The organism is Paraburkholderia sp., assembly GCF_050742655.1.
Lineage (GTDB): Bacteria > Pseudomonadota > Gammaproteobacteria > Burkholderiales > Burkholderiaceae > Paraburkholderia.
In genome coordinates this window covers 151,965-176,052 of the sequence record NZ_JBOIGG010000005.1, presented here as the reverse complement: position 1 = coordinate 176,052, position 24,088 = coordinate 151,965, and the positions used below count along the sequence as shown (strand labels likewise).

Sequence of the window (24,088 nt, the reverse complement as noted above, 5' to 3'; positions counted from 1 at the left end):
GTCGCTCCGGTTCGACCGGCGGGCAGCGGTCGGTTGTCCGCCGTAACGGAGCGATCTTTTTTTGCTGGACGTCCTGTTCCGGCGAGCCGTGTGCCGGTCACGAGCCGGAGCGCGTCCTCACGCATACCGATGATGAAACCCGTGAAGTTCCGAGGGCTGCGCGCAGCGGCGAGCCTGGCCATTACGCTGGGCATTGCCGTGGCATCCCTGCCCGCGCAGGCCGTCCCGGCGATCTCGCAGTACGATCAGCCACGCTATCCGGCCAGCTTCACGCACTTCGCGTACGCGGACCCCGATGCGCCATCGAACGGTTCGCTGCGTTTCCAGAACTACGACGAAGCACAGAGCTACGATTCGCTGAATCCGTTTCTCGTGCGCGGCTCGCCCGCGCCCGACATCAAGAACCTGATGTTCGACACGCTGATGCAGCGCAGCTGGGACGAACTCGCGTCCGAGTACCCGCTAATCGCCGACAACGTTGAGGTTGCCCCCGATCTCACGTCGGCAACATTCCATATCAATCCGGCCGCGCGCTTTTCGAACGGCGATCCGATCACCGCCGCCGACGTCAAGTATTCGTTCGACACGCTGGCGAGCCCGAAGGCGTCACCGCTCTTCAACGCGCAGTTCGCGGTGATCCGCAGCGCGACCGTGATCGACCGCTCGACGATCCGCTTCGACTTCCGCCATGCCGAGCGCGATGCGCCACTGATCGCCGGCGACCTGCCGGTGTTTTCGCGGAAGTGGGGCCTGCGTGCCGACGGTACGCGCATTCCGTTCGACCAGCTCGCCACGGCGCCGCCGATCTCGAGTGGCCCGTACCTGATCGAATCCCGGCGCAACGACAAGGAAATCGTCTACCGTCGCAATCCGGACTACTGGGCCGCGAACCTGCCGTCGCGGCGCGGCATGTTCCGCTTCGCGCAGATCACGTTCAGGCTGTACCTCGATCAATACACGAAGCTCGAATCGTTCAAGGCGGGCAACGACGACGTCGACGTCGAATACAGCGCGACGCAATGGGCCCGCAAGTACGTCGGCAAGAACTTCAGCAACGGTCTGCTGAAACGCGGTGTATTCGCGGACGGTCCCGCGCAGATGCAGGCTTTCCTGATGAACCTGCGCAAGCCGATGTTCCAGGATGCGCGTGTGCGCCGCGCGCTCACGCTCGCGTTCGACTACGACTGGATGAACCGGCTGATGTTCTACGGCCAGTACCGGCGCACGCAGAGCTACTTCGACGCGAGCCCGTTCGGTGCGACCGGCATGCCGGGGCCGAAGGAACTCGCGCTGCTCGAACCGCTGCGCGCGAGCGTGCCGCCCGAAGTGTTCGGGCCGATGCTGAAGCAGGCCGACACGCTTCCGCCGAATTCGCTGCGCGGCAACCTGCGCACGGCGCGCGATCTGCTTGCGCAAGCCGGCTGGCACTATCGCGACGGCGCGCTACGCGACCCGAACGGCAATCCGATGACCATCGAGGTCATCGACGACCAGCCCGGCATGGACCGCCTGATCCTGCCGTACATGCAGGCGCTCGCGAATCTCGGCATCCAGGCGCACATTCGCGAACTGGACAGCGCGCTGTACCAGAAGCGGCTCGACAACTTCGAGTACGACATGACCACGTTCATCTATCCGCCGGTGACGATTCCGGGCGCGGAATTGAAGCGCCGTTTCGGTAGCGCGGCGGCGTCAGAGGTCGGCTCGGAGAATTACCCAGGCATCCGTTCGAAGGCGGTCGACGCGCTGATCCAGGACGCGCTCTCCGCAACGACGATCGCCGACCTCGAAGCGGCGACCCGCGCGCTCGATCGCGTGCTGACGTTCTCGTACTACCTCGTGCCGCAGTACTACGCGCCGGACGCGCGGATCGCTTACAAGGCGACGTTCGGGCATCCGGCCGTCGTACCGGACTCGTACCAGTACGAGGACTGGGTGATCGACTACTGGTACGTGAAAGCGGCAGCCGCCGCGCAAGCTGCGGCACACTGAGGAGCACCCATGCTGGCCTACATACTCAGGCGTCTGCTGTTGATGATCCCGACGCTGCTCGGCGTCGTGACGCTGACCTTTGTTGTCACGCAGTTCGTGCCGGGTGGGCCGGTCGAGCACGTGATAATGCAACTCCGCCACGGCGCCGGCCGTGGCGGAGAGGCGGGGTCGGGCGGTGGCGGTTATCACGGCAGCCAGGGCGTCGATCCGCAGCAGCTCGAGCAGATCAAGAAGCAGTTCGGCTTCGACAAGCCGCCGCTCGAACGCTACGTGCTGATGCTCAAGCACTACGCGACGTTCGATCTCGGCCAGTCGTATTACCAGCACGACAGCGTCTGGGACGTGATCCGCTCGAAGGCGCCGGTGTCGATCACGCTCGGACTATGGACGGTGCTGCTGACCTACCTGATCTCGGTGCCGCTCGGCATCGCGAAAGCGGTGCGCAACGGCTCACGCTTCGATACCGTGACGAGCATCCTCGTGCTCGCCGGCTACGCGATTCCCGGCTTCGTGCTCGGCGTGCTGCTGATCATGCTGTTCGGCGGCGGCACGTTCTGGCAGGTGTTCCCGATGCGTGGCCTGACCTCCGACAACTTCGCCGACCTCTCCGTGTTCGGCAAGGTACTCGACTATCTGTGGCACATCGCGCTGCCGGTCACCGCATCGGTGGTCGGCAACTTCGCGATCGTCACGATCCTCACCAAGAACACGTTTCTCGAAGAGATCGGCCGCCAGTACGTGCTGACCGCGCGCGCAAAAGGCGCGGCCGAACGCGACGTGCTGTGGAAGCACGTGCTGCGCAACGCGGCGATTCCGCTGCTGACGGGCCTGCCGGCCGCGTTCGTCGGCGCGTTCCTGAACGGCAACCTGCTGATCGAAACGCTGTTCTCGCTCGATGGCATGGGCCAGCTTTCCTACGACTCGGTGATCCGCCGCGACTATCCGGTCGTGCTCGGCTCGCTGTTCCTGTTCACGCTGATCGGCCTCATCACCAAACTCATCGCTGACGTCTGCTATGTCCTCGTCGACCCCCGCATCCAGTTCCACCGCCTCGACCGTTGAGCCCGTGGTCGTCGCGCATGCGCCGTCGCCGTCGCCATGGCGGCGCACGTGGCTGCGCTTTCGCCGGCAGCGGCTCGGCTACTGGAGCCTCGTGATTTTCGCGACGCTGTTCGTGATCAGCCTGCTCGGCGAGGTGCTCGCGAACGACCGGCCGCTGATCGTCCGCTACGACGGGCATTACTACTTCCCGATCGTGAAGGACTATTCGGAGCTCACGTTCGGCGGCGACTTCCCCGCGCGCGCGAACTACCTCGACCCGTATATCCGTTCGCGGCTCGAGTCGAACGGCAACTTCGCGATCTATCCGCCGAATCATTTCCACTACGACACGATCGACTACTTCGCGGCGCACCCGTTCCCGGCGCCGCCGTCGTCGACCAACTGGCTCGGTACCGACCAGTTCGGCCGCGATGTGCTGTCGCGGCTGCTGTACGGCTTCCGGCTGTCTGTGCTGATGGCGTTCGCATTGACCGTCTCGGGCGTGCTGATCGGTGTGCTGACGGGGGCGGTGCAGGGCTTCTATGGCGGGCGCACCGACCTGATTGGCCAGCGCCTGATCGAGATCTGGAGTTCGATGCCGGACCTGTACCTGCTGATCATCTTCGCGTCGATCTTCGAGCCGACGCTGTGGCTGCTGTTTATCCTGCTGTCGATGTTCGGCTGGCTCGTGCTGTCTGACTACGTGCGCGCCGAATTCCTGCGCAACCGTTCGCTCGACTACGTGAAGGCCGCGCGCACGATGGGGCTCACGCACTGGCAGATCATGTGGCGGCACGTGCTGCCCAACAGCCTCACCCCGGTGATCACGTTCCTGCCGTTCCGGATGAGCGCGGCGATCCTGTCGCTGACGAGCCTCGACTTCCTCGGCCTCGGCGTCACTCCGCCGACGCCGAGCCTTGGCGAGCTGCTGGCGGAGGGCAAGAACAATCTCGATGCATGGTGGATCTCCGTGTCGGCGTTCGCTGCACTCGTCGTCACGCTGCTGCTGCTGACCTTCATGGGCGACGCGCTGCGTAACGCGCTCGATACGCGGATGCGCGGCTCGGCATTCGGCGGAGGTCCGCGATGAATGCCACGAACACAACGAACGCGACGAACACGCGTCCGCTGCTGGAAATCGACCGCTTCTCGGTGCGTTTCGGCGACACGCTCGCGGTCCGCGAACTGAGTCTGTCGATCGGCCGCGGTGAACGCGTCGCGCTGGTCGGCGAGTCGGGGTCGGGCAAGAGCGTCACCGCACTGTCGATCCTGCGGCTCGTTGCGCAGGCGGAGCTGAGCGGCCGCATGCTGCTCGACGGCGAGGACCTGCTGCAGAAGACCGAGCAGCAGATGCGCGGCATTCGCGGCGCCGACGTCGCGATGGTGTTTCAGGAGCCGATGACCGCGCTCAATCCGCTGTACACAGTCGGCCGCCAGATCGCCGAGAGCCTGCGGCTGCACGAGGGCCTGCGGCCGAACGCCGCGCGCGAACGCGGGATCGAGCTGCTGCGACGCACCGGGATTCCCGAGCCGGAGCGGCGCATCGACAGCTTTCCGCATCAGCTGTCCGGCGGCCAGCGGCAGCGCGCGATGATCGCGATGGCGCTCGCGTGCAGGCCGCGCCTGCTGCTTGCCGACGAGCCGACGACCGCGCTCGACGTCACCGTGCGCCAGCAGATCGTCGATCTGCTGATCAACCTGCAGGAACAGGAAGCGGCGGACCGCGGCATGGCGGTGCTGCTGATCACGCACGATCTGAATCTGGTGCGGCGTTTCGCGCAGCGGGTCGCCGTGATGGAGAAGGGCGTGCTGGTCGAAACCGGCACGACTGAAGAACTGTTCGCGAACCCGCAGCATCCGTACACGAAGCGCTTGCTCGCCAGCGAGCCGGAGCGCGCGATCGATCCGGTCGAGCCCGACGCGCGGCGTCTGCTCGACGTGGAGGGACTCACGGTCGACTACCGGATTCCGGTGCCGGGCTGGCGCTCGGCGTTCGGCCGCGCGACATTCCGCGCGGTGCATGAGGTCGATCTCACCTTGCGGCGCGGCGAAACGCTCGGGATCGTCGGTGAATCCGGCTCGGGCAAATCGACGCTGGCCGCGACGATACTCGGCCTGCAACAGCCGGCCGCTGGCCAGATTCATATCGACGGCATTCCGTTGCCCACGTCTGGCACGAACCGCTCGCGCCGCGAACTGTATTCGCGGATGCAGGTGGTGTTCCAGGATCCGTTCGGCTCGCTGTCGCCACGGATGACCGTCGAGCAGATCGTCGGCGAAGGGCTCGCGGTGCATCATCAGGGCGTCGGGACCAAGGAGCGGCGCACGCGCGTCGCCGCGCTGCTCGACGAAGTGGGTCTACCCGCCGAAGCGATGCTGCGCTATCCGCATGAATTCTCCGGCGGCCAGCGGCAGCGCATTGCGATCGCGCGCGCGCTCGCGGTCGAACCGGAACTGCTCGTACTCGACGAGCCGACCAGCGCGCTCGACGTATCGATCCAGAAGCAGGTGCTGAAGCTGCTGACGCGGCTGCAGAAGAAGTATCACCTCAGCTATCTGTTCATCACGCACGACCTCGCGGTGATGCGCGCGATGGCGCATCGGGTGATCGTGATGAAGGCGGGGCGTGTGGTCGAGTCCGGCGATACGCTCGACGTGCTGCGCGCGCCGTCGCATCCGTACACGCAGGCGCTGCTGGCGTCGTCGCTGATCATGTCGTCGGCGGGCGCGTAGCCGGTTGCGCGGGGCGGCGTTGGTTGCCCGCCCCCGCCGTCTCTCAGTCCAGCGCTTCGGTACACCCGATCACCACCGCCGATTCCGGCGGCAGCGGCGGTACCGGCACGCCGAGATCGCCGAGCGTCGCACCGGACAGCACAAGGCCGCGCTCCGCGAGCGTCGCGAGCAGCCCGGACGGCTTCGCATAGTGCGGCGCGGTCGGCATGTGCAGGATCTGCACACGATAGCGGCGCATCGGGTCGAGTCCCTTCACCGGCATCGGCGCAATGTAGCGGTCCGTATCTTCCCGCCGCCGGTAGATGGCGATGAGTGCCGCGCTGCGGTCGGGTGCGGCGATCTGCAGCCACGCGAGCGATGCGCCGGCCTCGCCCTGCCGCAGCGTGCCGCTGTGCGCGACGTCGCGCCAGGTCTTGAAGAGCCCGATCCAGCGAACGAGTTCCGCGCGTTCGTCCGGGTCGAGCATGCGCACGTCCATCTCGAGACCGAGGTGGCCGGGCACCGCGACGGCCGCGCGGAACGCCATGTCATGACGGCGGCCGGTGGTGTGCGATACCGCCGGGCCGATGTGCGCACCCATGACTTCCGGCGGGAAGAAGCGCAGGAAGCCGCGCTGGATGCCGATACGCGTCAGTGCGTCGTTGCTGTCGCTGGTCCACACGCGATGCATGTGCGCGAGCATCCCGTAATCCGCGCGGCCGCCGCCCGATGCGCAGCTCTCGATCTCGAGCGCGGGATGCGCGGCGCGCAACCGCGCGAGCAACCGGTAGCACGCATCGGTCTGCCGTCGATAGGCCGCGCGCCCGCGATGCCCGGCCGTGGCGAGATCGCGGTTCATGTCCCACTTCAGATAATCGATTGAGTGGCCGCGCAGCAGCGTGTCGAGCGCGTCGAACAGATAGTCTTCGACGTCGCGGTTCGCGAGATCCAGCACCAGCTGGTGCCGCCCTGTGACGAGCGGGCGGCCTTCCAGATGCATCGCCCAGTCGGGATGCGCGCGATACAGGTCGCTGTCGGGACTGACCATCTCCGGCTCGACCCACAGGCCGAACTGCATGCCGAGCGTCCGCACGTGCTCGATCAGCGGCGCGAGTCCGTGCGGGTACTTGCGCGCGTCGGGCCACCAGTCGCCGAGCGCCGCGCGGTCGCTGTCGCGCCGATGGAACCAGCCGTCATCGAGCACGAAGCGCTCGACACCCACCTCGGCGGCGCTCGTCGCGAGCGACATCAGGTCGTCGGGATCGTGTTTGCAATACACGGCTTCCCACGTGTTCAGATGCACGGGGCGGGGCGCCATGCGGCCGCCGGGCCACGCGAGTACGTGCTGCCGGACGAACTGGTGAAAGCTCGCGCTCAGCGCGTTCAGCCCGCGCGCGCTGAACGCCAGATACGCGGTCGGCGTGCGGTAGCGCTCGCCCCTGGCGAGCACGACTTCGCCGGGCGCGAGCCATTCGCCGATCTGCAATTGACGGCGGCCGTCCGCGAGCGGTTCGATCAGGATCGTGTGATTGCCGCTCCAGCCGAGATGTGCGCCGAGCGCGGTGCCGTCGTCGTCGCCGAGCGTGCTGCCCGCGATCACGCCGGGAAACGAATCGTGAGACGTGCGGCCGCGCCGGTTGTCGCGCCGCCACGTCGCGACGCCGAGCGTTTCGCGGTTCTCCTGGAATTCGAGCGTCCACTTGCCGCTGAAGCCGAGCACGCGATCCATGCCGGGCGCGAGCGGCACGCACGCGGCCGCCAGCCAGTCGAGCCGGAACGGCGTGTCCGCGCGATTGTCGAGTTCGGCCCATGCGCTCACGACGCCCGACTCCGGTTCGACCGAGTAGACGACCGTCATCCCGAGACCCGCGACGTCGTCGCTCAACTCGACGCGCAGCGTGTGTTCGTCCCATTGCACGTCGTCCGGACGAAAGTCGTGTGCCCAGTCGAGATCGCCGCCGTCGGCCGCGCGGCTGCCCGCCAGCGCCGGTTGATTGAACCATCCGAGGCCGTGCGTGGGCAGCAGCGTGAGCGGGGGATCGTTCTCGAGCATCGTCGGCGGCAGCGGCTGCGCGCCGGCCGCGGGCCATGCGTCGGCGAGCCCGCTGACGGAGAGGCTGCCATCGCTGCCGGCCGGCGCACCGAAGTAGCGCCACACAGGTGCGCCGTCGGTATTCGGTTCGAGAACGAGACTGACGGTCGCGCCGCTCAGATGGATCAGACGTGTTGCTTGCATGCAGTGGTTATCCCTTGGTCGCACCCATGGTCAAGCCGGTGATGAAGTCACGCTGCTTGATGAAGAAAATGGCGATAGGCGGCAGTGCGGCGACGATCGAGCCCGCCGCGACGAGATGCCATTGCGCGACCCATTGCCCGTTGAGTGCCCGCAGCCCCGCGGTGACCGGCATCGCATGATTGCCCTGGATCAGCACCGAGGCCCAGAAGTAGTCGTTCCAGACGAACGTGAAGACGAGGATGGAGACCGCCGCGATGGCGGGCTTGACGAGCGGCAGCACGACCCGGCGAAAAATCTGGAACTCGGTGGCGCCGTCCATGCGCGCGGCGTCGATCAGCTCGCGCGGCAGATCGAGAATGAAGTTACGCATGAAGAACGTGCAGAAGCCGCTCTGGAATGCGGTGTGGAACAGCACCAGACCGAGTACCGAGTCGTACAGGCCGAGCCGCAGGCTTAGCGTGCGCACCGGCACCATCAGGATCTGGAACGGCACGAAGTTGCCCGCGACGAACAGGAAGAACACCGGCAGATTCATCCGGAACCGGTAGACGCCGAGCGCGAAGCCGGACAGGCAGCTCAGGGCGACTGCACCGGCCACGGCCGGCAGCGTGATCAGCAGGCTGTTGACGAGATAGCGCGCGAGCGGCGTACCCTCGAAGATCGCGACGTAGTTCGACGCCACGTGCCATTGCGTCGGCATGCCCCAGTAATTGCCGGCGAGGATGTCGGCGGGGCCGCGCAGCGACGTCAGGACGATCGCGATCAGCGGCAGCAGCCACACGACGAGCGATACCGGCAGCGCAACGCGATACAGCCATTGCACCGGCTGCGAAGTCTGGGCGATGGGAGTAGGGAACATCAGCCGCGCTCCTTTTCCTGCCGGTGGATGCGCACCAGTACGAAGGCGATGTAGACCAGCATGATCGCGAACAGGACGGTCGCGATCGCCGAGCCATAGCCCATCCGGTAGCCGTATTCGCTGAGCGCCTGCTCGTACATGTAGTACGCGAGCACGCGCGACGAGCCGTATGGGCCGCCCTGGGTCATGATCGAGATCATGTCGAAGCTGCGCAGCGCGCCGATCACGGTCACCACCACCGCGACGAAGGTTGCCGGGCGCAGTTGCGGCAGCACGACGCGCGTGAGCATCGACCAGCCTTTCGCGCCTTCGAGCCGCGCCGCTTCGATCAGGTCGGCGCGCACGTTGTTCAGGCCGGTCAGGTACAGGATCATGCAATAGGCGATCTGCGGATAAAGTCCTGCCGCCACGATGCCGTACGTCGCATAGCGGCCGTCGGACAGCACGGCCGGTCCGTGCAGCCCGAACAGATGCAGCACGTGAAACAGCAGTCCGTTGGTCGGGTCGTAGAACCAGCTGAACACGAGTCCGATCACCGCCTGCGAGATCACGAACGGAAAGAAGAACAGCGACTTCACGAGGCGGATACCGAACACCTGCTGGTTCAGGAACAGTGCCATGAAGAGGCCGGCGGGGATGGCCAGCAAGAAGCCCGCGAGCCAGATCAGGTTGTTAAGCAGCGCCGCCCAGAAGTCGGGATCGTGGTACAGCTCGACGTAGTTGGCGATGCCGATGAAGCTCGCCTTGCCGAGGCCGTCCCAGTCGTACAGGCTCAAGGCGAGCGACTGGACGACCGGCACGATCACATACACGGTGAACGCGATCAGCGCCGGCGCGAGAAAGAGCCACGGCGCGAGCGCGCGCTGCCGACGCTGCCAGATCGATGCGAGTGTGGGCCGGTGCGTGACCGGCCGGGCGGAAGTCAGCGGCACATAAGCGCTGCTGCGCGAAGGCCGTTCCATTATTTGTAGACCCGCTGACGGACCTGCTCGAGACGCTTCAGCACTTCCTCGCGCGAATCGGGCTGCAGCATGTAGCGCTGAAAGCCGTCCATGCCGGCTTTCGCCATTTCGGCGGGGGCGTCGCGATCGTAGAACTGCGACAGCCCGGCCGCGTCGGCCAGCATCGCGGCGCCGGCCTTCAGATAGGGATCGGTGGGCAGTGGTGCGTTGCGGTTCACCGGCAGTTCTTCGGTCATCGCGCCGAAGCGCGCCTGCACCTCGGGGCGCGACAGGTAGACGAGGAAGCGTCGCGCATCCGCCTTGTTCTTCGCCTTCGCGGGAATGTGGACGGTTTCGATCGGCGCTTCTTCCGCGCGCGGCACGTTCGGCGAGATCGCGGGGAACGGCATGAAGCCGAGGCGGTCTTCGCCGAGTCCCGCCTGCTTCATCGGCGCGACCGCGAAGTTGCCCATCAGGTACATCGCCGCTTCACCTTTCACCATTGCAGGCACCGCTTCCTCCCACGTGTAGGACGCGTGATTGGCGAGGAAGTAGCCGGGCTTCGTCAACTCGTCCCAGCGGTCGAATACGGCTTCCACACGCTTGTCGGTATATGGAACCTTGCCGCTCGTCAGGTCCATGTGGAAAGCGTATCCATTTACGCGAAGGTCGAGATAGTCGAACCAGCTCGCTGTCGTCCAGGTCTGTTTCGTGCCGATCGCAAACGGCGTGATGCCGTTTGCCTTCAGCTTCGCGCATGCGTCGAGCAGCGCCTTCCACGTGGTGGGCGGCTGGATGCCGAGCTTCGCGAACAGATCCTTGCGGTAGTAGATGCCCCACGCATAGTACGAGTAGGGGATGCCCCATTTCTTGCCGTGCAGCGTCATCGCCGATGCGGCGCTTTTGAGCGACTGGTCGAGACCGTTCTTCGCCCACAGATCGGATACGTCTTCGAAGAGCCCGGCGTCGACGAACGGAGCCATCCTGTGCCCCGCATACCATGTCACGACGTCGGGCGGTTCCGCCGAAAGGAAGTTGCGGATCGACGTCTTGTAGCCTTCGTTGTCGAACGTGTTGAGCTTGACGTCGACGTCGGGATTTTCGGCCTTGAAGCCCGAGATGAGCGTGTCGAACGCCGCTTTGACCGCGGTGTCGGACGCATTCGAATTGATGACCAGCGTGCCGGCGTGCGCGCACGACAGCGCGGCGGCGAGCAGCAGCGAAAGCGCGCCTTGTCGCGCGTGTCTGACGATTTTCATGAGGTCTCCTCCTGGGTGGATGCGTGTCGGTGGTACCGGGCGAGAGGTTCGGGCAGATCGTCGACGAGCCGGGGGAGCGCGTCGCCTCGCGCATCGAAGACGTGCAGCGCAGCGGCCGGAATCGAGACCGTCAGCCGCTCGCCGGTACGCATGTCGGTGCTGCCGGGCAGCTTGACGATCGATGGTGCAAGCGGGTCGCCGCTGTCGAGATAGGCGTAGGTGCTTTCGCCGAGCCGCTCCTGCCACTGGACTTCACGGATCACGTGCTGCCCGCCCGCAGCCATTCCGGCGTCTTCCGGCCGGATGCCGAGCGTGACCGGTTCGCCGGGCTGCAGGCGGCGCGCGTCGACGCGCGCCGTGAGCGTTTCGCCGGTGTCGAGGCGAATCTGCGCGAGCCGTTCGGTGGCCGACACGAGCCGCGCCGGCAGAAAGTTCATCTTCGGCGAGCCGATGAAGCCGGCGACGAAGCGGTTGCGCGGCCGGTGATACAGATCGAGCGGCGGCCCGCATTGCGCGATGCTGCCTTCCCGGTCGACCGCGGCGCCGGCATTGAGCAGCACGATACGGTCGGCGAGCGTCATCGCTTCGACCTGATCGTGCGTCACGTAGATGCTCGACGCGCCTTCGATACCGCGATGGATGCGCGCGATTTCGTGGCGCGTCTGCAGCCGCAGCGACGCATCGAGATTCGACAGGGGCTCGTCGAACAGGAACACGCCCGGCTGGCGGACGAGCGCGCGCCCGATCGCGACGCGCTGCCGCTGGCCGCCCGACAGCGCCTTCGGCAGACGCTCGAGCAGCGCTTCGAGCTGCAGCGCCCGCGCGGTGGCGAGGACCTTTTCGCGAATCGTGCGCTTGTCGACTTTCGCGAGCGTCAGACCGAACGACAGGTTCTCGTAGACCGTCATGTGCGGAAACAGCGCGTAGCTCTGGAACACCATCGCCACGCCGCGCTGCGCGGCCGGCACATCGTTCATCCTGCGTCCGGCGATGAACAGGTCGCCTGCGGTCAGTTCTTCGAGCCCGGCGATCATCCGCAGCAACGTCGACTTGCCGCAGCCCGACGCGCCGACGAAGACACAGAACTCGCCGGGCGCAATCTGCAGATCGACGTCGCGCACGACCGCCGCGTGACGGCCGTACGACTTGCCGACGCCCTTGAGCATGATGCTTGCCATGAGATCGGCTCCGGATTATTGCGTGGACACGGCGGTGTCCGACGGACCGGTGCTCGCGCGACAGCTGGCCGGTGCTTCGACAACCGCGGTCTCGCCCGGCTGCACGACGATGTCCGCGTAGGTGAACGCAGGACCCTGACGGCCTTCCGGCAGCGCGATCCGGCCTTCGCTTCGATGACCGCGCACTGTCAGGCACCGGTAGCTGCCGGGGAAGCCCGCGTGCCAGAAGTACAGGCCGCTGCGTGCGCTGCTGTTGTTCGTCAGCGTGCTGCGGGTCTGGCCGTCCTGGCGCAAGGCGATCGTGCCGTTGCCGACCGGAATGCCCGTTGCCTGAAGCCAGCCGATGTCCTGCGGCAACCGCGAAACGGTGTCGATCTCGCGGCTAGCCGCGTCGGGCTGCACGCCGAGCAGCCCCTGGATCACCTGGCTCACGAGCGTGAACGACACCTCCGGATAGTCGCCGTTGACGAAGCCGCCCGAGTGCACGTCGTTGATGCGGTTGTAGACGTACTGCATCCATGCCCACGCGGTCGTACCGTCGTGGACGGTGAAGAACGCGTCCGGCAGATAGGTGACGGCTTCGAGATTCGGCGGCGTCGAGGTGAGCGCAGTGGTGTTGAGCCACGCCATGTAGGCGTCCCTGCGGCTACCGGGTTTCATGATGCCCTTCATCGGGGCGAACCAGCTCATTTCCGAACCCCATGCGGACGACCCCACGGAGTTGATGTCGTAGCTGCGAATGACGTTGAGCGCGTTCGACGGGTCGACGCTCCACGTCGCGTTGTAGTACGTGTAGAGGTCCGCCGCTTTTTGCGCGTAGCGGCCCGCCGAAACGATGTCCTTGCGCGCGGCGGACAGTGCGGACATCGCCAGATAGGCCTGGTACTGCGTCGACACGGCGTCGGCTGCTTCGACGGGCGCGCCGCCGGCGCTTTCGTTGTAGCTCGCGACGCCCTGGAAGATGTCGCCGCCGCTCGCCTGCGCGAGCGTGATCTGCCGGTTATGCACCTTGCCGTCGGCGATGAGTCCGGTATGGTCCGCGATGAATCCGTCGACGGTGTTCGCAATGAAGGTTTGCAGCGTGGGGTCGCCGTAGTAGCTGGCGTCGCCGGTCCAGCGGTAGCCGTCGTTCATGCGCTGCGCGAGATCGAACGGCGCGGGCAGTTCGCGGACGAAGTCCGTATCGCTTTTGTAGTCGGTCGTGCCGGTCGTGCCGTCGAAGTTGATCGCCCACAGCGGGTAATAGGCCCGGCTTTGCGTGGCCGATGCCGCGAACGCGGCGAGCATCGTCCTGTTCTGCAGATCGAGGCCGAGCATGTGCGCGCCGAGGAACTGGTGCGCGAAGTCGCGCGAGTAGTAGTACGAGCGGAATGGATAGCCCGCCCAGTAGCTCGGTGTGTAGACGCCCGTACCGGCGCCGCTGCGATGGTTCTCGTCCATGTTGACGACGCCGGTCGAGCCTGTCTGACGCACTCACGAATTCGCCTTCACCTTCGCCCAGTCGAACATCGCGACGACGGTCGGGTTCGACGACGAAACCTGCGGATCGTTCGGCGCGGACGGCACGACCTCGATGTCGTCGATGTTGACCCAGTTGCGTCCGCTCGACGACGTGAAGGTGACCGTCACCGTATCGTTCGCCGCGACCTGAATGCGCGGCAGCGTGTATTTGATGTACGTGTTCGTCGTCAGGTTCGCGGGCAGCGTGAGCGTTTGCATCGCGCCGCTGCTGCTTCTGACCGAGAACGTGCCGCCGGTGCCGCCGGTCGATGCCGCGATCCATGCGGAGAAGTCGAACAGGCCCGCGACTGGCGACTGGATCGACTGCGACACGGAGTAGCCGTCGCCCTGGTCCAGAAAGGCTGCGTGCGTGCCGTAATGCGGATTATTGGACGCGCAGCCCGCGCCCGAACTGACGGCCCACCATGACGAGCAGGCGAGACCGGCGCTAGCCAGCTCGAAACCCTGATCGTTGAACTCCAGGACCGGCGGTGTCGCCGCACCGGCTGTCGGCAGACCGGCGAGCGATGCACTTGCCGCGACGACGAGTGCGGTCAGCGTGCCGAAGCGAAACGGGTGTGCCCGCGATGCGGCGCGCGGGCGATGGTTCGTGCGCATTGTCTCCTCCAGATGAGGTCGTTTTGATCGAAGAGGGCGGCGGTTTCGCTGCGGATCGCATGCGCCGTCGCGTGTGCTGCTGACTGCGTATTGGCTTACTGCGTTGGTAAAGCGGATGTCAGCCGGTGCGTGCACCGCACGAGCGTCGGATGACGAGCGGCACCTCGGCCTGCGAATGTTCCTGTTCCGGCTGCTCGCCGGCGATGATCCGCAGCAGCATCGCGGCCGCGCGGCTGCCTTCGTTGAACGGCTCGGTGCGCATCGTCGTCAGCGGCGGCGACGCGTAGGCCGCGAGCGGAATATCGTCGTAGCCGACGATCGCGACGTCGTCTGGCGTCCGCAAGCCGGCGTCGCGCAGCGCGGCCATCGCGCCGAACGCGATCGTGTCGTTGCCTGCGAACAGCGCAGTGATGCCGGGCCGGCGCGCGAGGATCGCGCGCATCGCTTCTTCGCCGCTTGCCGCGCTGTAGTTGCCGTAGCCGATCCACGCGGGATCGACGTCGGTGTCGGCGGCCTGCATCGCGTCGCGAAAGCCGAGCAGACGTTCGCGCACGATCGGGTAATCGTCGGCGGCAAAGCCGATGTGCGCGATGCGGCGATGGCCGAGCGCGAGCAGATGCGCGGTCGCACGGCGCGCCGCATCGCGGTTGTCCGCATCGAGACTGTGGATGCTGTCGTAGCCGGCGATGCTCGAGCCGAACACGACGAGCGGGAAGCCGTTGGCCGCGGCGTCGTTCAGATAGGACAGATCTTCCCGGCGCGGATTGAGCGCGATCAGCCCGTCGATGCGACCGCTGTCCACGAGATGCGCGAGCGTGTCCGCCGGCGCGGCGCTGTTGAGCGGCTCGAACAGCACCTTGTAACCGCGCGACTGGCAGGTCAGCGTGACGCCTGTCAGAAAGCGCGGGATGTATGCGTCGACGTTCGCATGCACCTGGTCGTCGTGCGGCATCAGCAGGCCGATCGTTCGCGTGGCGCCGCTGACGAGCGAGCGGGCGAGCGCGTTCGGCACGTAACCGAGCTGATGGGCGGCTTCGAGCACGCGCTCGCGCGTTTCCAGACTGATGCCCATGTCCGACACGTCGTTGAGAACGAACGAGACCGTCGTGCGCGATACGTTCGCGAGTCTGGCGACCTGGTGGCTGGTGATGCGTTTCATCGTTCAGCGAGGTTCCGTCGGGGTTGTGGCGTGGCTGTTAGCTGGTTAGGCGTCAAATTCACTAACACGTGTTAGTCATCATATGAAAAAAATGCGGATTGCCCGCTCCTGTAAGCTTCACCTTGAAATCAGATTCAACTAACACGGGTTAGAAGATTAGGCGACCGGCACACTGGAAATCAAGTCCGATCGTCTAGGGGAATTCCCGACAGGGGAGCGGTCGTGCAGGCGGCGTTTATCGACCGGCTGCTGCCGGTGCGCTCGCGTCACACCATCGCACCCGGCGGATTCACGTCGACCGTCATGGATGGGCGACAACCCGTCGAAACGCACGGGCGTCGCATGAAGGTGTGCCCGGCGGAATCGGGACGCTCACACGTCGTCGATCGACGCCACCTCGGCACACGCATCGCACGCAGGCGTTGCATGCGCGTCGCGCTCGATCCACATCGAGTCGCCGAATTCGTGCGTGCGATAAGCGTTCGCTTCGAGCGTCGCGGTGACGCGCGCCAGCGTCGCCCCGCTCGCGAACGCACGCAGCAGCGCGTAGTGGCTCGAATCCGGCTCGTGCGTGCCCGACACGATCACGTCGACCGCACGCAATCGCGTATGCGGACCGATGCGCTGCGTTGCGAGCCCATCGCCGGCGCGCACGATGCCGTCGATCCGTGCGGCGTGTTCGAGCGCGCGCACGACGGTCGTACCGATCGCGACGACGCGGCCGCCGCGTGCATGCGTCGCTTCGACGAGCGCGGCCGTCGCGACGGGAATGCGATACGGCTCGTCGAGCGGCAGACGCGCATCGAGCGCGGCATCGCCGGTCGACGACAGGCCCGCCGCATGCGTGAGCGTGGCGAACGGCACGTCGCGTGCGCGCAGTGCCGCGACCGTGCGCCAGTCGAGCATGAAGCCCGCGGACGGCGGTTCGAACGCGACCGGCTGCGCGGCGATCGGCGTCCACACGTCCCACAACGCAAGCGGTTCCTGCAGATGTGCGTACTGCACCGGCTTGCCGTACTGGGCGAGTGTGCGCCACACCTGCGCGGCGTCGCCGTCGAAGCGCAGCTCGACGAAGCGCATGGGGCCCAGCACGCGCATGATCGTCGCGCGCTGTTCGCCGAAGCTCAACCGGTCGCCGGCACGCAGTGTCGGCGGCGCGGCGCGGGCTTCGGTCGGCGTATGGAAATCGCCGGCACCGAACACGATCGCGCTGAAGCGGGTCATCGCATCGGCGGCGAGCGACGCGTGGCCCGCGAGCCGCACCTCGACGATCGCGCCGCTGCGCACGTGGATGGCGGAGAGACTCGCGGGTAGCGTGGCCGCATCGTTGGCGATCACGCAGTCGCTGTGTCGCAGCAGATCGGCGAAGGCGGTGCGCGGTCGCTGGGCGATGCGGCCGTCGCGATCGACGATGAGCAGCCGCGCGTCGTTTGGACGTTGTACGGGGGAGGTGGCGGCGCGCATCGTCATGCTCCGCTCCGTGCGTGAGCGGCTACGTGTGGGGAGGACAATTCACGCAACTCGCGCAACGCTGCAGCGATCGCATCGGCCATCTCGCGTGCGGCGATGGCGGGGGCCTTCAGTCCGGCGGGGTCGCTGTCGGGCACGGCGAGCGCGTGCAGCGGTGTGTCCATGTCGCCGGGATCGAGTGACAGCAGACGCACGCGCTCGCCGGTGAGTTCGGCGTTCCAGATACGCGTCAGGTGGCGTAGCGCGGCCTTGCTCGCGCCATACGCGCCCCACAGCGGATACGGCTCGATCGCGGCGTCGCTCGACACGTTCAGCACGACCGCGCCGCCGCGTTCGCGGGCGGCCGCGGTCAGCGAGCCGAGCAGCGCTTTCGTGAGCCGGAACGGTCCGAGCAGGTTCGCGGCGAGCGCGGCTTCGAGGTCTTCGCAGTCGGTGTCGGCGAGCGGCACGAGCGGCACGGACCCAAGCGACGACGCATTGTTGACCAGCACGTCGAGGCCACCGAGCACGCCGCCGATCTGCAGCGCGAGCGGATAGATGTCGTCCTTGTTCGCGATGTCGCCGACGAGCCCGACCGCGTTCGGACGCGACGCCGCGACAGTCGCGACGCGATCCGCGTGGCGAGCGATGAACGCGACCGTCGCGCCGCGCGCGAGCAGTTCGTCCATCAAGGCGAGGCCGAGCCCCGAGGTGCCGCCGGTGATGGCGATTCGTGCGCCGGCGAGGGGTTCGATTGATCGGGTCATGGGGATGTCCTTGTTATTGGGAGCCGGGTGGGAGCCGGGTGAGAGCCGCAGATTGGCCGCGCCGACTCGATGGCCCGATAATAGGAACGCGCCGGCCTCCGCCCCAGCGCGTTGTCCAACCCCTTGTCAGATAGTCGATACGATGGACGAAACCCTTCCGCCGTCAGCGGATGAATCCGCCGACGAGCAGGCTCACGATGCGTTGCACGCCGCGCAGCACCTCGCGCGCAACCTGGTCGCGCTGCGGCATGCGCGCGCGTTGACACAGGACGGGCTTGCGAAGGCGTCGGGCTTGCCGCGCTCGACGGTCGCGAATCTCGAGTCGGGCGACGGCAATCCGTCGCTGGCAGTGTTGATGAAAGTCGCGGGCGCGCTCGGTGTGCCGCTCGACGAACTGCTCGCGTCGCCGCGAGCGAAGGTGCGCCGCTGGTCGGCGTCGGAAGTCGCCGCGCAGAACCGCGGCAACGGGCTGACGATCCGGCCGCTCGTGCCCGAGCCGATGCCGGACGGCATTCTCGAAACGATGACCTTCAGTCCCGGCGGCTACATGCGCGGCACGCCGCATCTGCCGGGGACGCGCGAATACTTCACGTGCCTCGAGGGGCGCGTCGCGGTGTTCGTCGCGGGCGAGCGGCACGGGCTCGAAGCAGGCGACGTGCTCGCTTTTCCGGGGCACGTGCCGCACTCGTATCGCAACGAGGACGCGCAGCGGAGCGCGCTCGGCGTGTCGATCGTGATTCTCGCGAAGGCGGGGGTGTAGGGCACTGGAGGGGAACCAGCAGAAAAACGGCACAGCGAGGATCACGCCCGCGTCGGCGGGCGGTTGGGTGGATCTTGCAGTCAAGCGCGCGAATGATGGGGAGCTTGCTGTCCGCAACCGGACCTCAGCTACCCGCTATCCGCGCGGCGGCGCTCAATGTCTGCGCCGCATCCAGGCAGGCGCGTGATGCGCCGAGAGCCAGTGGTGCACGAACCCTTCGCCGTCGTGTTCGCGGCGGTACATCCGCGATTCGAACACCGACAGCGCAACCAGCACCAGCAGCCCGACGCCGAGCCCGATCAGCCCGGCGATTGATTCTGCATCCATGGCAGCCTCCTTGCTCAATGCAGCCATGTCTCCATGGTAGGTCAGTTGCGGCAAAGGGGAAGGGCGGGCGCTGCCGTCGTGTTCCGGGCTTTGCAGGTAGACTGCACGGCCGGACGGCTCGCGCCGTCGCTTCCGTCGTACCTTTCCTGTCGAAGAATCTATGAATCGCGTTGCCTGGCTGGTTCCGCTGTTGTCGTCCCTCGTTCTGCTGCTTTCCGCCTGTGTCGACGGTTCGTCGGCACCCCATCGGCCCCCGCCGCAAGATCCGCCCGACTACCATGGCGTCCCCACTGACGACCGCCCGCCGACGATGATCATCGCCCCTGCCGCATCGCAGTGATGTGCAGCTGGAATAGTCGCTGCATAAAAACCGCCGCCAGAAAAGGCGAAGCCCCGGCGCGGGCACGCCAGGGCTTCTGACCCGTGCGCACTGTTCGCGCGGAGCGCGCGGGCTGAACGCATTGCAGCATGAATCGCGGCGTCGATCTGTATGCGCTTGTTTCAAGCCGTAACTAACCCGCGTCGTGCGAAGTGTGCCGTTCGGGCGATCGACGGCGATGCGCTTGCGTACGCGCACCCGTGAGTGCGTCCCGTACCGCAGTTCAGCGATGACCGGAAGTCGCTATGCATGCACACCGATATCTCGCGCGACACGCGGCAGCACACGCAGCAGCGTGATACCGCGCGCGGCCATCAGCACCAGCAGTGATGCCCACAGGCCGTGATTGCCGAACGTCGTGACGAGCGTCCATGACGCCACGAGGAACACCGCGAGCGAGACAGCCATCGCGTGCATCAGTTCGCGGGTCCGCGTCGCGCCGATGAACACGCCGTCGAGCAGGAAACCCCACACCGACACGACCGGCGACAGCGCCGCCCACGGCAGATAGGTTTCGGCCGCATGCCGGATCGACGCGTCGTTGGTGAGCCGTTCGACGATCCACGTGCCGGCGCCCGCGTACACGAGCGAAAATCCGAGCGCGCCGCAGCCGGCCCAGAGCATCGTCGACTTGACCGCCTGCGTGAACGCGTTGCGGTCGCGTGCGCCGACTGCCGCGCCGACGAGCGCTTCCGCCGCATGCGCGAAGCCGTCGAGCCCATAAGCCATGAAGGTCTGAAAGTTGAGCAGCAGCGCGTTCGCCGCGAGGATCGCATCGCCCTGTTGCGCGCCGAGATGTGCGAACCAGCCAAACGAACCGAGCAGACAGAGCGTGCGCACGAAGATGTCGCGATTGATCGTGACGAGCCGTTTCAATGCGTCGCGATCGAACAACGCGATGCGTGGCAGCGCGGGCCGGCCGCTCGCGTAGAGATGCCGCAGCAGGACGGCGCCGAGCACGAAGCCGAGCGCATCGGCGGTCGCGGTGGCGGCGCCGATGCCCGCGACGCTGCCGTCGAGTACATAGACGTAGAGCAGTACCGCGATCATGTTCGCGGCGTTGATGAACACCTGGATGACGAGCGCCGCGCGCACGCGCTGCGTGCCGAGCAGCCAGCCGAGCACGACGTAGTTTGCGAGCGCGAACGGCGCGGCCCAGATGCGTGCGTGGCAGTACGCACGCGCATGCCGCTGTACGTCGGCGCTGCCGCCGATCGCGCGCAACGGGTAGTCGATCAGCGGGGTCTGCACCAGCAATAGCGCCGCGCCGATCGCGAACGCGAGCAGCAGCGCGCGCACGACGTTCATCCGCAGCGCGGCCGGATCGTTCGCACCGAACGACTGCGCGACGAGCCCGGTCGTGCCCATCCGCAGAAAGCCGAAACCCCAGAACACGAAGTTGAAGAACAGCCCGCCGATCGCGACACCGCCGAGATACGACGCGCCGTTCAGGTGACCCGCGACGGCAGTGTCGACGGCGCCGAGAATCGGCTGCGTCAGATTGGCGATGACGATCGGGAATGCGAGCGCGAAAACCCGGCGATGCCAGCGGACCGGTGCGGTCGGCGCAGACTCGCTGTCGCTCAAGCGCGTTCCTGCACGCAGACCCACGGCGACACGACGACCGCCCACAGGTTGGGGTCGCGGGCCGCGTAATCGGCGGCGGTGTTTGCCTGTACTCGTTCGACGAGTCCCGCCGACACCCACTGCGCGACCTGTGCAGTGTCGTCGCTGGCAATCGACTCGGCGACGCTCACGAGGTCGAGATCGCCCGCGACGCGCAGCAGCATCCCGCGGGCAAAGAACCGTTCGAGCTCGGGCCAGCCGATTTTGGCGGTTTCCGCGAGCAGTTTGGCGTACAGCGGGCTGTGGCTGTGAGGTGAGTCGGACGAAGTCATCGGAGCAGGTGGGGAGACGGAAGGCGGCCGCTACTATAAACCATCGGCACGCGGCAACAGCGACGGACAAGCTCGCATGCGATGCATATTCTCACCATTTCCGCGGCGTCGATGGAATTAAACCATTCAATCGAGCGTGACATTTATTCGGACGATTGGCATCGACGGTAAGACATCCTGTGTCGCGAGCCGGTCGCGGATTTCAAAAAGTCTCACTTATTCGTGCACTGCCGCACATCTCATTATGCGGTGCGGCAATTTTGCGATATGCCATGCCGATTTAACGATTTTTACAGTGTCGAGGCATTTTGCGAACTGCGTAGAAATCGCCCGGAGGCACAACCTGTATAGGTTCCGTAGAAGTGAGTTAAATAATGAGAGAGTTAAATCGATAAATTTTGTCTGCGCAATAAGGCGAGATTAACGTCTTGTGCGAACGATTTTTCTTCACATAATGCGTACTCCGTGCGCCGCAACACATTTTCCTGGAAATTAATAGATTGCACGTATAAAGACAGGTTGTTAGATTTCCAATCGGCGCATGGTGAACCGGTCCTTTGCCGATATGCGCCGAACCCCCGTTAGCCCGGCCATGTGCCGGGCTTTTTTTCGCGGTGGATTCCATCGACGGCCCGGTCGGCCAGCCGCGCGGCACGCGTGCGCCGGATCATTGTTTGCAGCGCACCACCATCGACCGGTTCTTGACGTTCGCGCCGAACAGCCCGCCGAGCGATCCGCCTGCGGTCGCGCCGTTGTCCACGTCCTTCGAGATCACGTCATAGCCGTACGCGCCACACGCCTCGCCGGCGCGGCGGTAGCACTCGCCCCAGTTCGAACTCGCGTCGCTGCCGCTGCAGTTGATCGCAAAACCGGGCTCGCCGCTCGGCAGATAGGTGAGCGTGGTAGTGCTCGAGCAGCCCGCCACGCTCGCGAATGCCAGCGCGGCGATGCCGGTCGCCCGGGCGAAGGCCGCCGTGCGGGCGGCCACGGAAGATGCGGTTTTCATCGCAGGATTCCTGTAGACGACGCGGCGAAAAACCGCGTCTCGTGATTCATGGAGCGTCGCGAGGCGGGCGGGGTTCCCGGAGGTTCCGCCGGGTCCGCTTCGCACGCGTGCACCGCGACGCTCAGCGCGCAGGCAGCGCCCGTGACGGGTCGATCGACCGGCCCTGATAGCGCAGTTCGAAATGCAGCATCACCCGATCGGTATCGGTATCGCCCATTTCGGCGATCTTCTGGCCTTGCGTGACCGTCTGACCTTCCTTCACGAACAGTGCACGGTTGTGCGCGTACGCGGTCAGGTATTCCGAGTTGTGCTTGATGATCAGCAGATTGCCGTAGCCGCGCAAACCGTTGCCGGCGTAGACCACCGTGCCCGCTGCGGCCGCGACGACCGGCGTGCCGGCGCTGCCGCCGATGTCGATGCCCTTCGAGTTCTTGCCGTCGAACGTGCGGATCACGGTGCCGTTCGCCGGCCAGATCAGCGAGATCGACGTGGTGGGGGCGGCGGATGGCGCGGTTTCATCCTGCGTGTCGGCTGGCGCACTGCGCGGGGTCGCCGAAGCGGTGCCGCTGCTACTGCTACGCGAGCGGCCCGAGCCGGTCACCAGGCCAGCGGAGTTTGCCGATGGCGCGACGCGCAGCACCTGGCCGACCTCGATCGCATCCGGATTCGCCAGGTTGTTCCAGCGCACGATGCTCGACACCGATTGCCGGTTGCTGCGCGCGATTTTCGAAAGAGTGTCACCCCGTTCGACCCGGTAATACCCGGGCCCGACCGGCGCCGACCCGCACGCGGCGAGCAGCGCAATGAATCCAGCCGCAAGCGGCACACGGACGAGCCGTCTGATTGTTGTTCCCAGCATTGGACCTCGCAAGACGCCGCCGCGCACCGATCCTGATCACGCGGCAGAAGCAAAAACGCCCGATTCTAACGGTTTTGCGGCGGGCCTCGCGAAAACGATGCGGCGGCGCCGCATCTTCAACGGGTTGCGGCGGTGGGGGCGACGTGGATGCGCAACGCCGCCGTCTCGGTGGCACCGGGTTCGAGCCAGCGCAACCCGAGGCCGTTGTGAATCGCATCGGGCAGTCCGAGCCACGGCTCGACGCAATAGAAGTCCGAGTCCGGCGCTTCGGTCCACGTCGTGACCGCGTACCAGTCGATCGAACCCGGGCGCTGCAGATCGATCGTCACGATGCGGTTCAGGCCAGGTGCGACGAGCCGTACCTGCGCAGCGCCGCCTTCGAGGCAATGGAAGCGGTCGAGAATGCTCGGGTCGTCGAGCGTGTAGCGCGGCTTGCCGGGTTCCGGCGCGCTGATCGAACCGTCGGGCTGCTGATAGCGGCGCTGCGTCGGCGGCAGTTCGAGCGCGGTTTCGCCGCGCTGTGTGTGCGGCAGTTCGAAGTAGAAGTGATGGCCGGCGTAGTAGGGCAACGCCGCATCGCCGGTGTCGCCGGTGTTGGAGGTGGTCAGCTCGACGTCGAGCGTGTGTTCGTCGACGAGCCGGTAAACCGCTTCGAAGTGGAAGCCGAACGGGTAGCCGGGGCGGGTCGCGTCGCTGTCCGCGAGCGTCATGCGCAGCGTGCGGCCGTCGGCTTCAGTCGTCGCTGCGAACGGCAGGTCGCGGGCGAAGCCGTGCATCGGCAGTTCGCGTACGACCCCCTGCGCATCGCGCCAGAAGCCGAGCCGGCCGTCGACTCGGTGTCGTCCGAGAAACGGAAACAGCAGCGGATTGCCGCCGCGGATTTTCGACGGCTGGCTCCAGTTTGCGGCCTCAGGCCAGTGGACCACCGGCTGGCCGTCGACATGCCACGACAGCAACCGGCCGCCGGTCTGCGGCGCGAAACGGAGGAGGGACGCGCCGTGCGCGATTTCGACGACGGGTTGATGCTGGAATTCGGGCATGGGCGAAACGAGGGTGTTAAAAAAGGAAACTGCGGGAACATGCGGAAACGCGCAGGTAGCGCAACGCGCAGCCGATTGTGCGCCGCTTTGCGCTACGGGGAAACCCTC

General features: G+C 66.1%; 21 protein-coding genes. 5 read left to right on the top strand and 16 right to left on the bottom strand.

Features of this window, described 5'->3' with window-relative positions; genetic code table 11:
* Window positions 1–132: 132 nt before the first annotated feature.
* From ACREXZ_RS09685 to ACREXZ_RS09670, 4 genes are read left to right on the top strand one after another with little or no spacing between them, the layout of a single operon-like run.
* Window positions 133–1,992: an extracellular solute-binding protein gene (locus ACREXZ_RS09685; protein WP_431763967.1), complete on the top strand. Its 1,860-nt coding sequence runs from the start codon at window positions 133–135 to the stop codon at window positions 1,990–1,992.
* 9 nt (window positions 1,993–2,001) lie between these two features.
* Window positions 2,002–3,054 (top strand): microcin C ABC transporter permease YejB, encoded by a 1,053-nt coding sequence (locus ACREXZ_RS09680; RefSeq protein ID WP_431763833.1) that lies wholly within the window; start codon window positions 2,002–2,004, stop codon window positions 3,052–3,054.
* Window positions 3,008–4,123 carry an ABC transporter permease gene (locus ACREXZ_RS09675; RefSeq protein WP_431763832.1) on the top strand — a complete coding sequence of 372 codons (1,116 nt, stop codon included), beginning with the start codon at window positions 3,008–3,010 and terminating at the stop codon, window positions 4,121–4,123. The genes ACREXZ_RS09680 and ACREXZ_RS09675 overlap by 47 nt, the downstream gene beginning before the upstream one ends.
* Window positions 4,120–5,766, top strand: a complete 1,647-nt coding sequence (locus ACREXZ_RS09670; RefSeq protein ID WP_431763831.1) for an ABC transporter ATP-binding protein — start codon at window positions 4,120–4,122, stop codon at window positions 5,764–5,766. Before ACREXZ_RS09675 ends, ACREXZ_RS09670 begins: the two co-directional genes overlap by 4 nt.
* A 43-nt stretch (window positions 5,767–5,809) precedes the next feature.
* On the opposite strand, the gene ACREXZ_RS09665 is transcribed toward ACREXZ_RS09670, so the two are convergent.
* The 10 genes from ACREXZ_RS09665 to ACREXZ_RS09620 form a co-directional block, all read right to left on the bottom strand.
* Complete coding sequence (locus ACREXZ_RS09665; protein ID WP_431763830.1) at window positions 5,810–7,981, bottom strand: alpha-galactosidase; 2,172 nt, start codon at window positions 7,979–7,981, stop codon at window positions 5,810–5,812.
* Window positions 7,982–7,988: 7 nt separating this feature from the next.
* Window positions 7,989–8,840 carry a carbohydrate ABC transporter permease gene (locus ACREXZ_RS09660; RefSeq protein WP_431763829.1) on the bottom strand — a complete coding sequence of 284 codons (852 nt, stop codon included), beginning with the start codon at window positions 8,838–8,840 and terminating at the stop codon, window positions 7,989–7,991.
* Window positions 8,840–9,802: a carbohydrate ABC transporter permease gene (locus tag ACREXZ_RS09655; RefSeq protein WP_431763828.1), complete on the bottom strand. Its 963-nt coding sequence runs from the start codon at window positions 9,800–9,802 to the stop codon at window positions 8,840–8,842. Before ACREXZ_RS09655 ends, ACREXZ_RS09660 begins: the two co-directional genes overlap by 1 nt.
* Window positions 9,802–11,040, bottom strand: a complete 1,239-nt coding sequence (locus ACREXZ_RS09650) for an ABC transporter substrate-binding protein (protein WP_431763827.1) — start codon at window positions 11,038–11,040, stop codon at window positions 9,802–9,804. Before ACREXZ_RS09650 ends, ACREXZ_RS09655 begins: the two co-directional genes overlap by 1 nt.
* Window positions 11,037–12,218, bottom strand: a complete 1,182-nt coding sequence (locus tag ACREXZ_RS09645) for an ABC transporter ATP-binding protein (protein WP_431763826.1) — start codon at window positions 12,216–12,218, stop codon at window positions 11,037–11,039. Before ACREXZ_RS09645 ends, ACREXZ_RS09650 begins: the two co-directional genes overlap by 4 nt.
* Before the next feature lie 15 nt (window positions 12,219–12,233).
* The gene (locus tag ACREXZ_RS09640) at window positions 12,234–13,691 is read right to left on the bottom strand and encodes a hypothetical protein (RefSeq protein ID WP_431763825.1); all 1,458 of its coding nucleotides are present in this window, start codon (window positions 13,689–13,691) and stop codon (window positions 12,234–12,236) included.
* Complete coding sequence (locus ACREXZ_RS09635; RefSeq protein ID WP_431763824.1) at window positions 13,692–14,336, bottom strand: hypothetical protein; 645 nt, start codon at window positions 14,334–14,336, stop codon at window positions 13,692–13,694. It abuts the gene before it with no gap.
* A gap of 118 nt (window positions 14,337–14,454) precedes the next feature.
* On the bottom strand, window positions 14,455–15,495 hold the full coding sequence (locus ACREXZ_RS09630; RefSeq protein WP_431763823.1) for a LacI family DNA-binding transcriptional regulator: 1,041 nt from the start codon (window positions 15,493–15,495) through the stop codon (window positions 14,455–14,457).
* A gap of 372 nt (window positions 15,496–15,867) precedes the next feature.
* Window positions 15,868–16,965: an S-adenosylmethionine:tRNA ribosyltransferase-isomerase gene (locus tag ACREXZ_RS09625; RefSeq protein ID WP_431763822.1), complete on the bottom strand. Its 1,098-nt coding sequence runs from the start codon at window positions 16,963–16,965 to the stop codon at window positions 15,868–15,870.
* A complete protein-coding gene (locus tag ACREXZ_RS09620) occupies window positions 16,962–17,711 on the bottom strand; it encodes an SDR family oxidoreductase (RefSeq protein WP_431763821.1) in 750 nt (249 codons plus the stop codon). Before ACREXZ_RS09620 ends, ACREXZ_RS09625 begins: the two co-directional genes overlap by 4 nt.
* Window positions 17,712–17,853: 142 nt before the next feature.
* Between ACREXZ_RS09620 and ACREXZ_RS09615 the strand changes: the two genes are divergently transcribed.
* The gene (locus ACREXZ_RS09615; RefSeq protein WP_431763820.1) at window positions 17,854–18,471 is read left to right on the top strand and encodes a helix-turn-helix domain-containing protein; all 618 of its coding nucleotides are present in this window, start codon (window positions 17,854–17,856) and stop codon (window positions 18,469–18,471) included.
* Between the two features lie 153 nt (window positions 18,472–18,624).
* Here ACREXZ_RS09615 and ACREXZ_RS09610 read toward each other — a convergent pair whose 3' ends face one another.
* The 6 genes from ACREXZ_RS09610 to ACREXZ_RS09585 form a co-directional block, all read right to left on the bottom strand.
* Entirely contained in the window at window positions 18,625–18,798 is a 174-nt protein-coding gene (locus tag ACREXZ_RS09610; protein WP_431763819.1) for a hypothetical protein, read from the bottom strand.
* 622 nt (window positions 18,799–19,420) lie between these two features.
* Entirely contained in the window at window positions 19,421–20,764 is a 1,344-nt protein-coding gene (locus ACREXZ_RS09605; protein ID WP_431763818.1) for an MATE family efflux transporter, read from the bottom strand.
* Window positions 20,761–21,075, bottom strand: a complete 315-nt coding sequence (locus ACREXZ_RS09600) for a DUF2288 domain-containing protein (protein WP_431763817.1) — start codon at window positions 21,073–21,075, stop codon at window positions 20,761–20,763. Before ACREXZ_RS09600 ends, ACREXZ_RS09605 begins: the two co-directional genes overlap by 4 nt.
* A 667-nt stretch (window positions 21,076–21,742) precedes the next feature.
* Window positions 21,743–22,081, bottom strand: coding sequence for a hypothetical protein (locus ACREXZ_RS09595; RefSeq protein ID WP_431763816.1), 339 nt, complete (start codon window positions 22,079–22,081; stop codon window positions 21,743–21,745).
* A 121-nt stretch (window positions 22,082–22,202) separates the two neighbouring features.
* On the bottom strand, window positions 22,203–22,940 hold the full coding sequence (locus ACREXZ_RS09590; RefSeq protein WP_431763815.1) for a peptidoglycan DD-metalloendopeptidase family protein: 738 nt from the start codon (window positions 22,938–22,940) through the stop codon (window positions 22,203–22,205).
* 116 nt (window positions 22,941–23,056) lie between these two features.
* The gene (locus ACREXZ_RS09585; protein WP_431763814.1) at window positions 23,057–23,980 is read right to left on the bottom strand and encodes an aldose epimerase; all 924 of its coding nucleotides are present in this window, start codon (window positions 23,978–23,980) and stop codon (window positions 23,057–23,059) included.
* Window positions 23,981–24,088 lie beyond the last annotated feature (108 nt).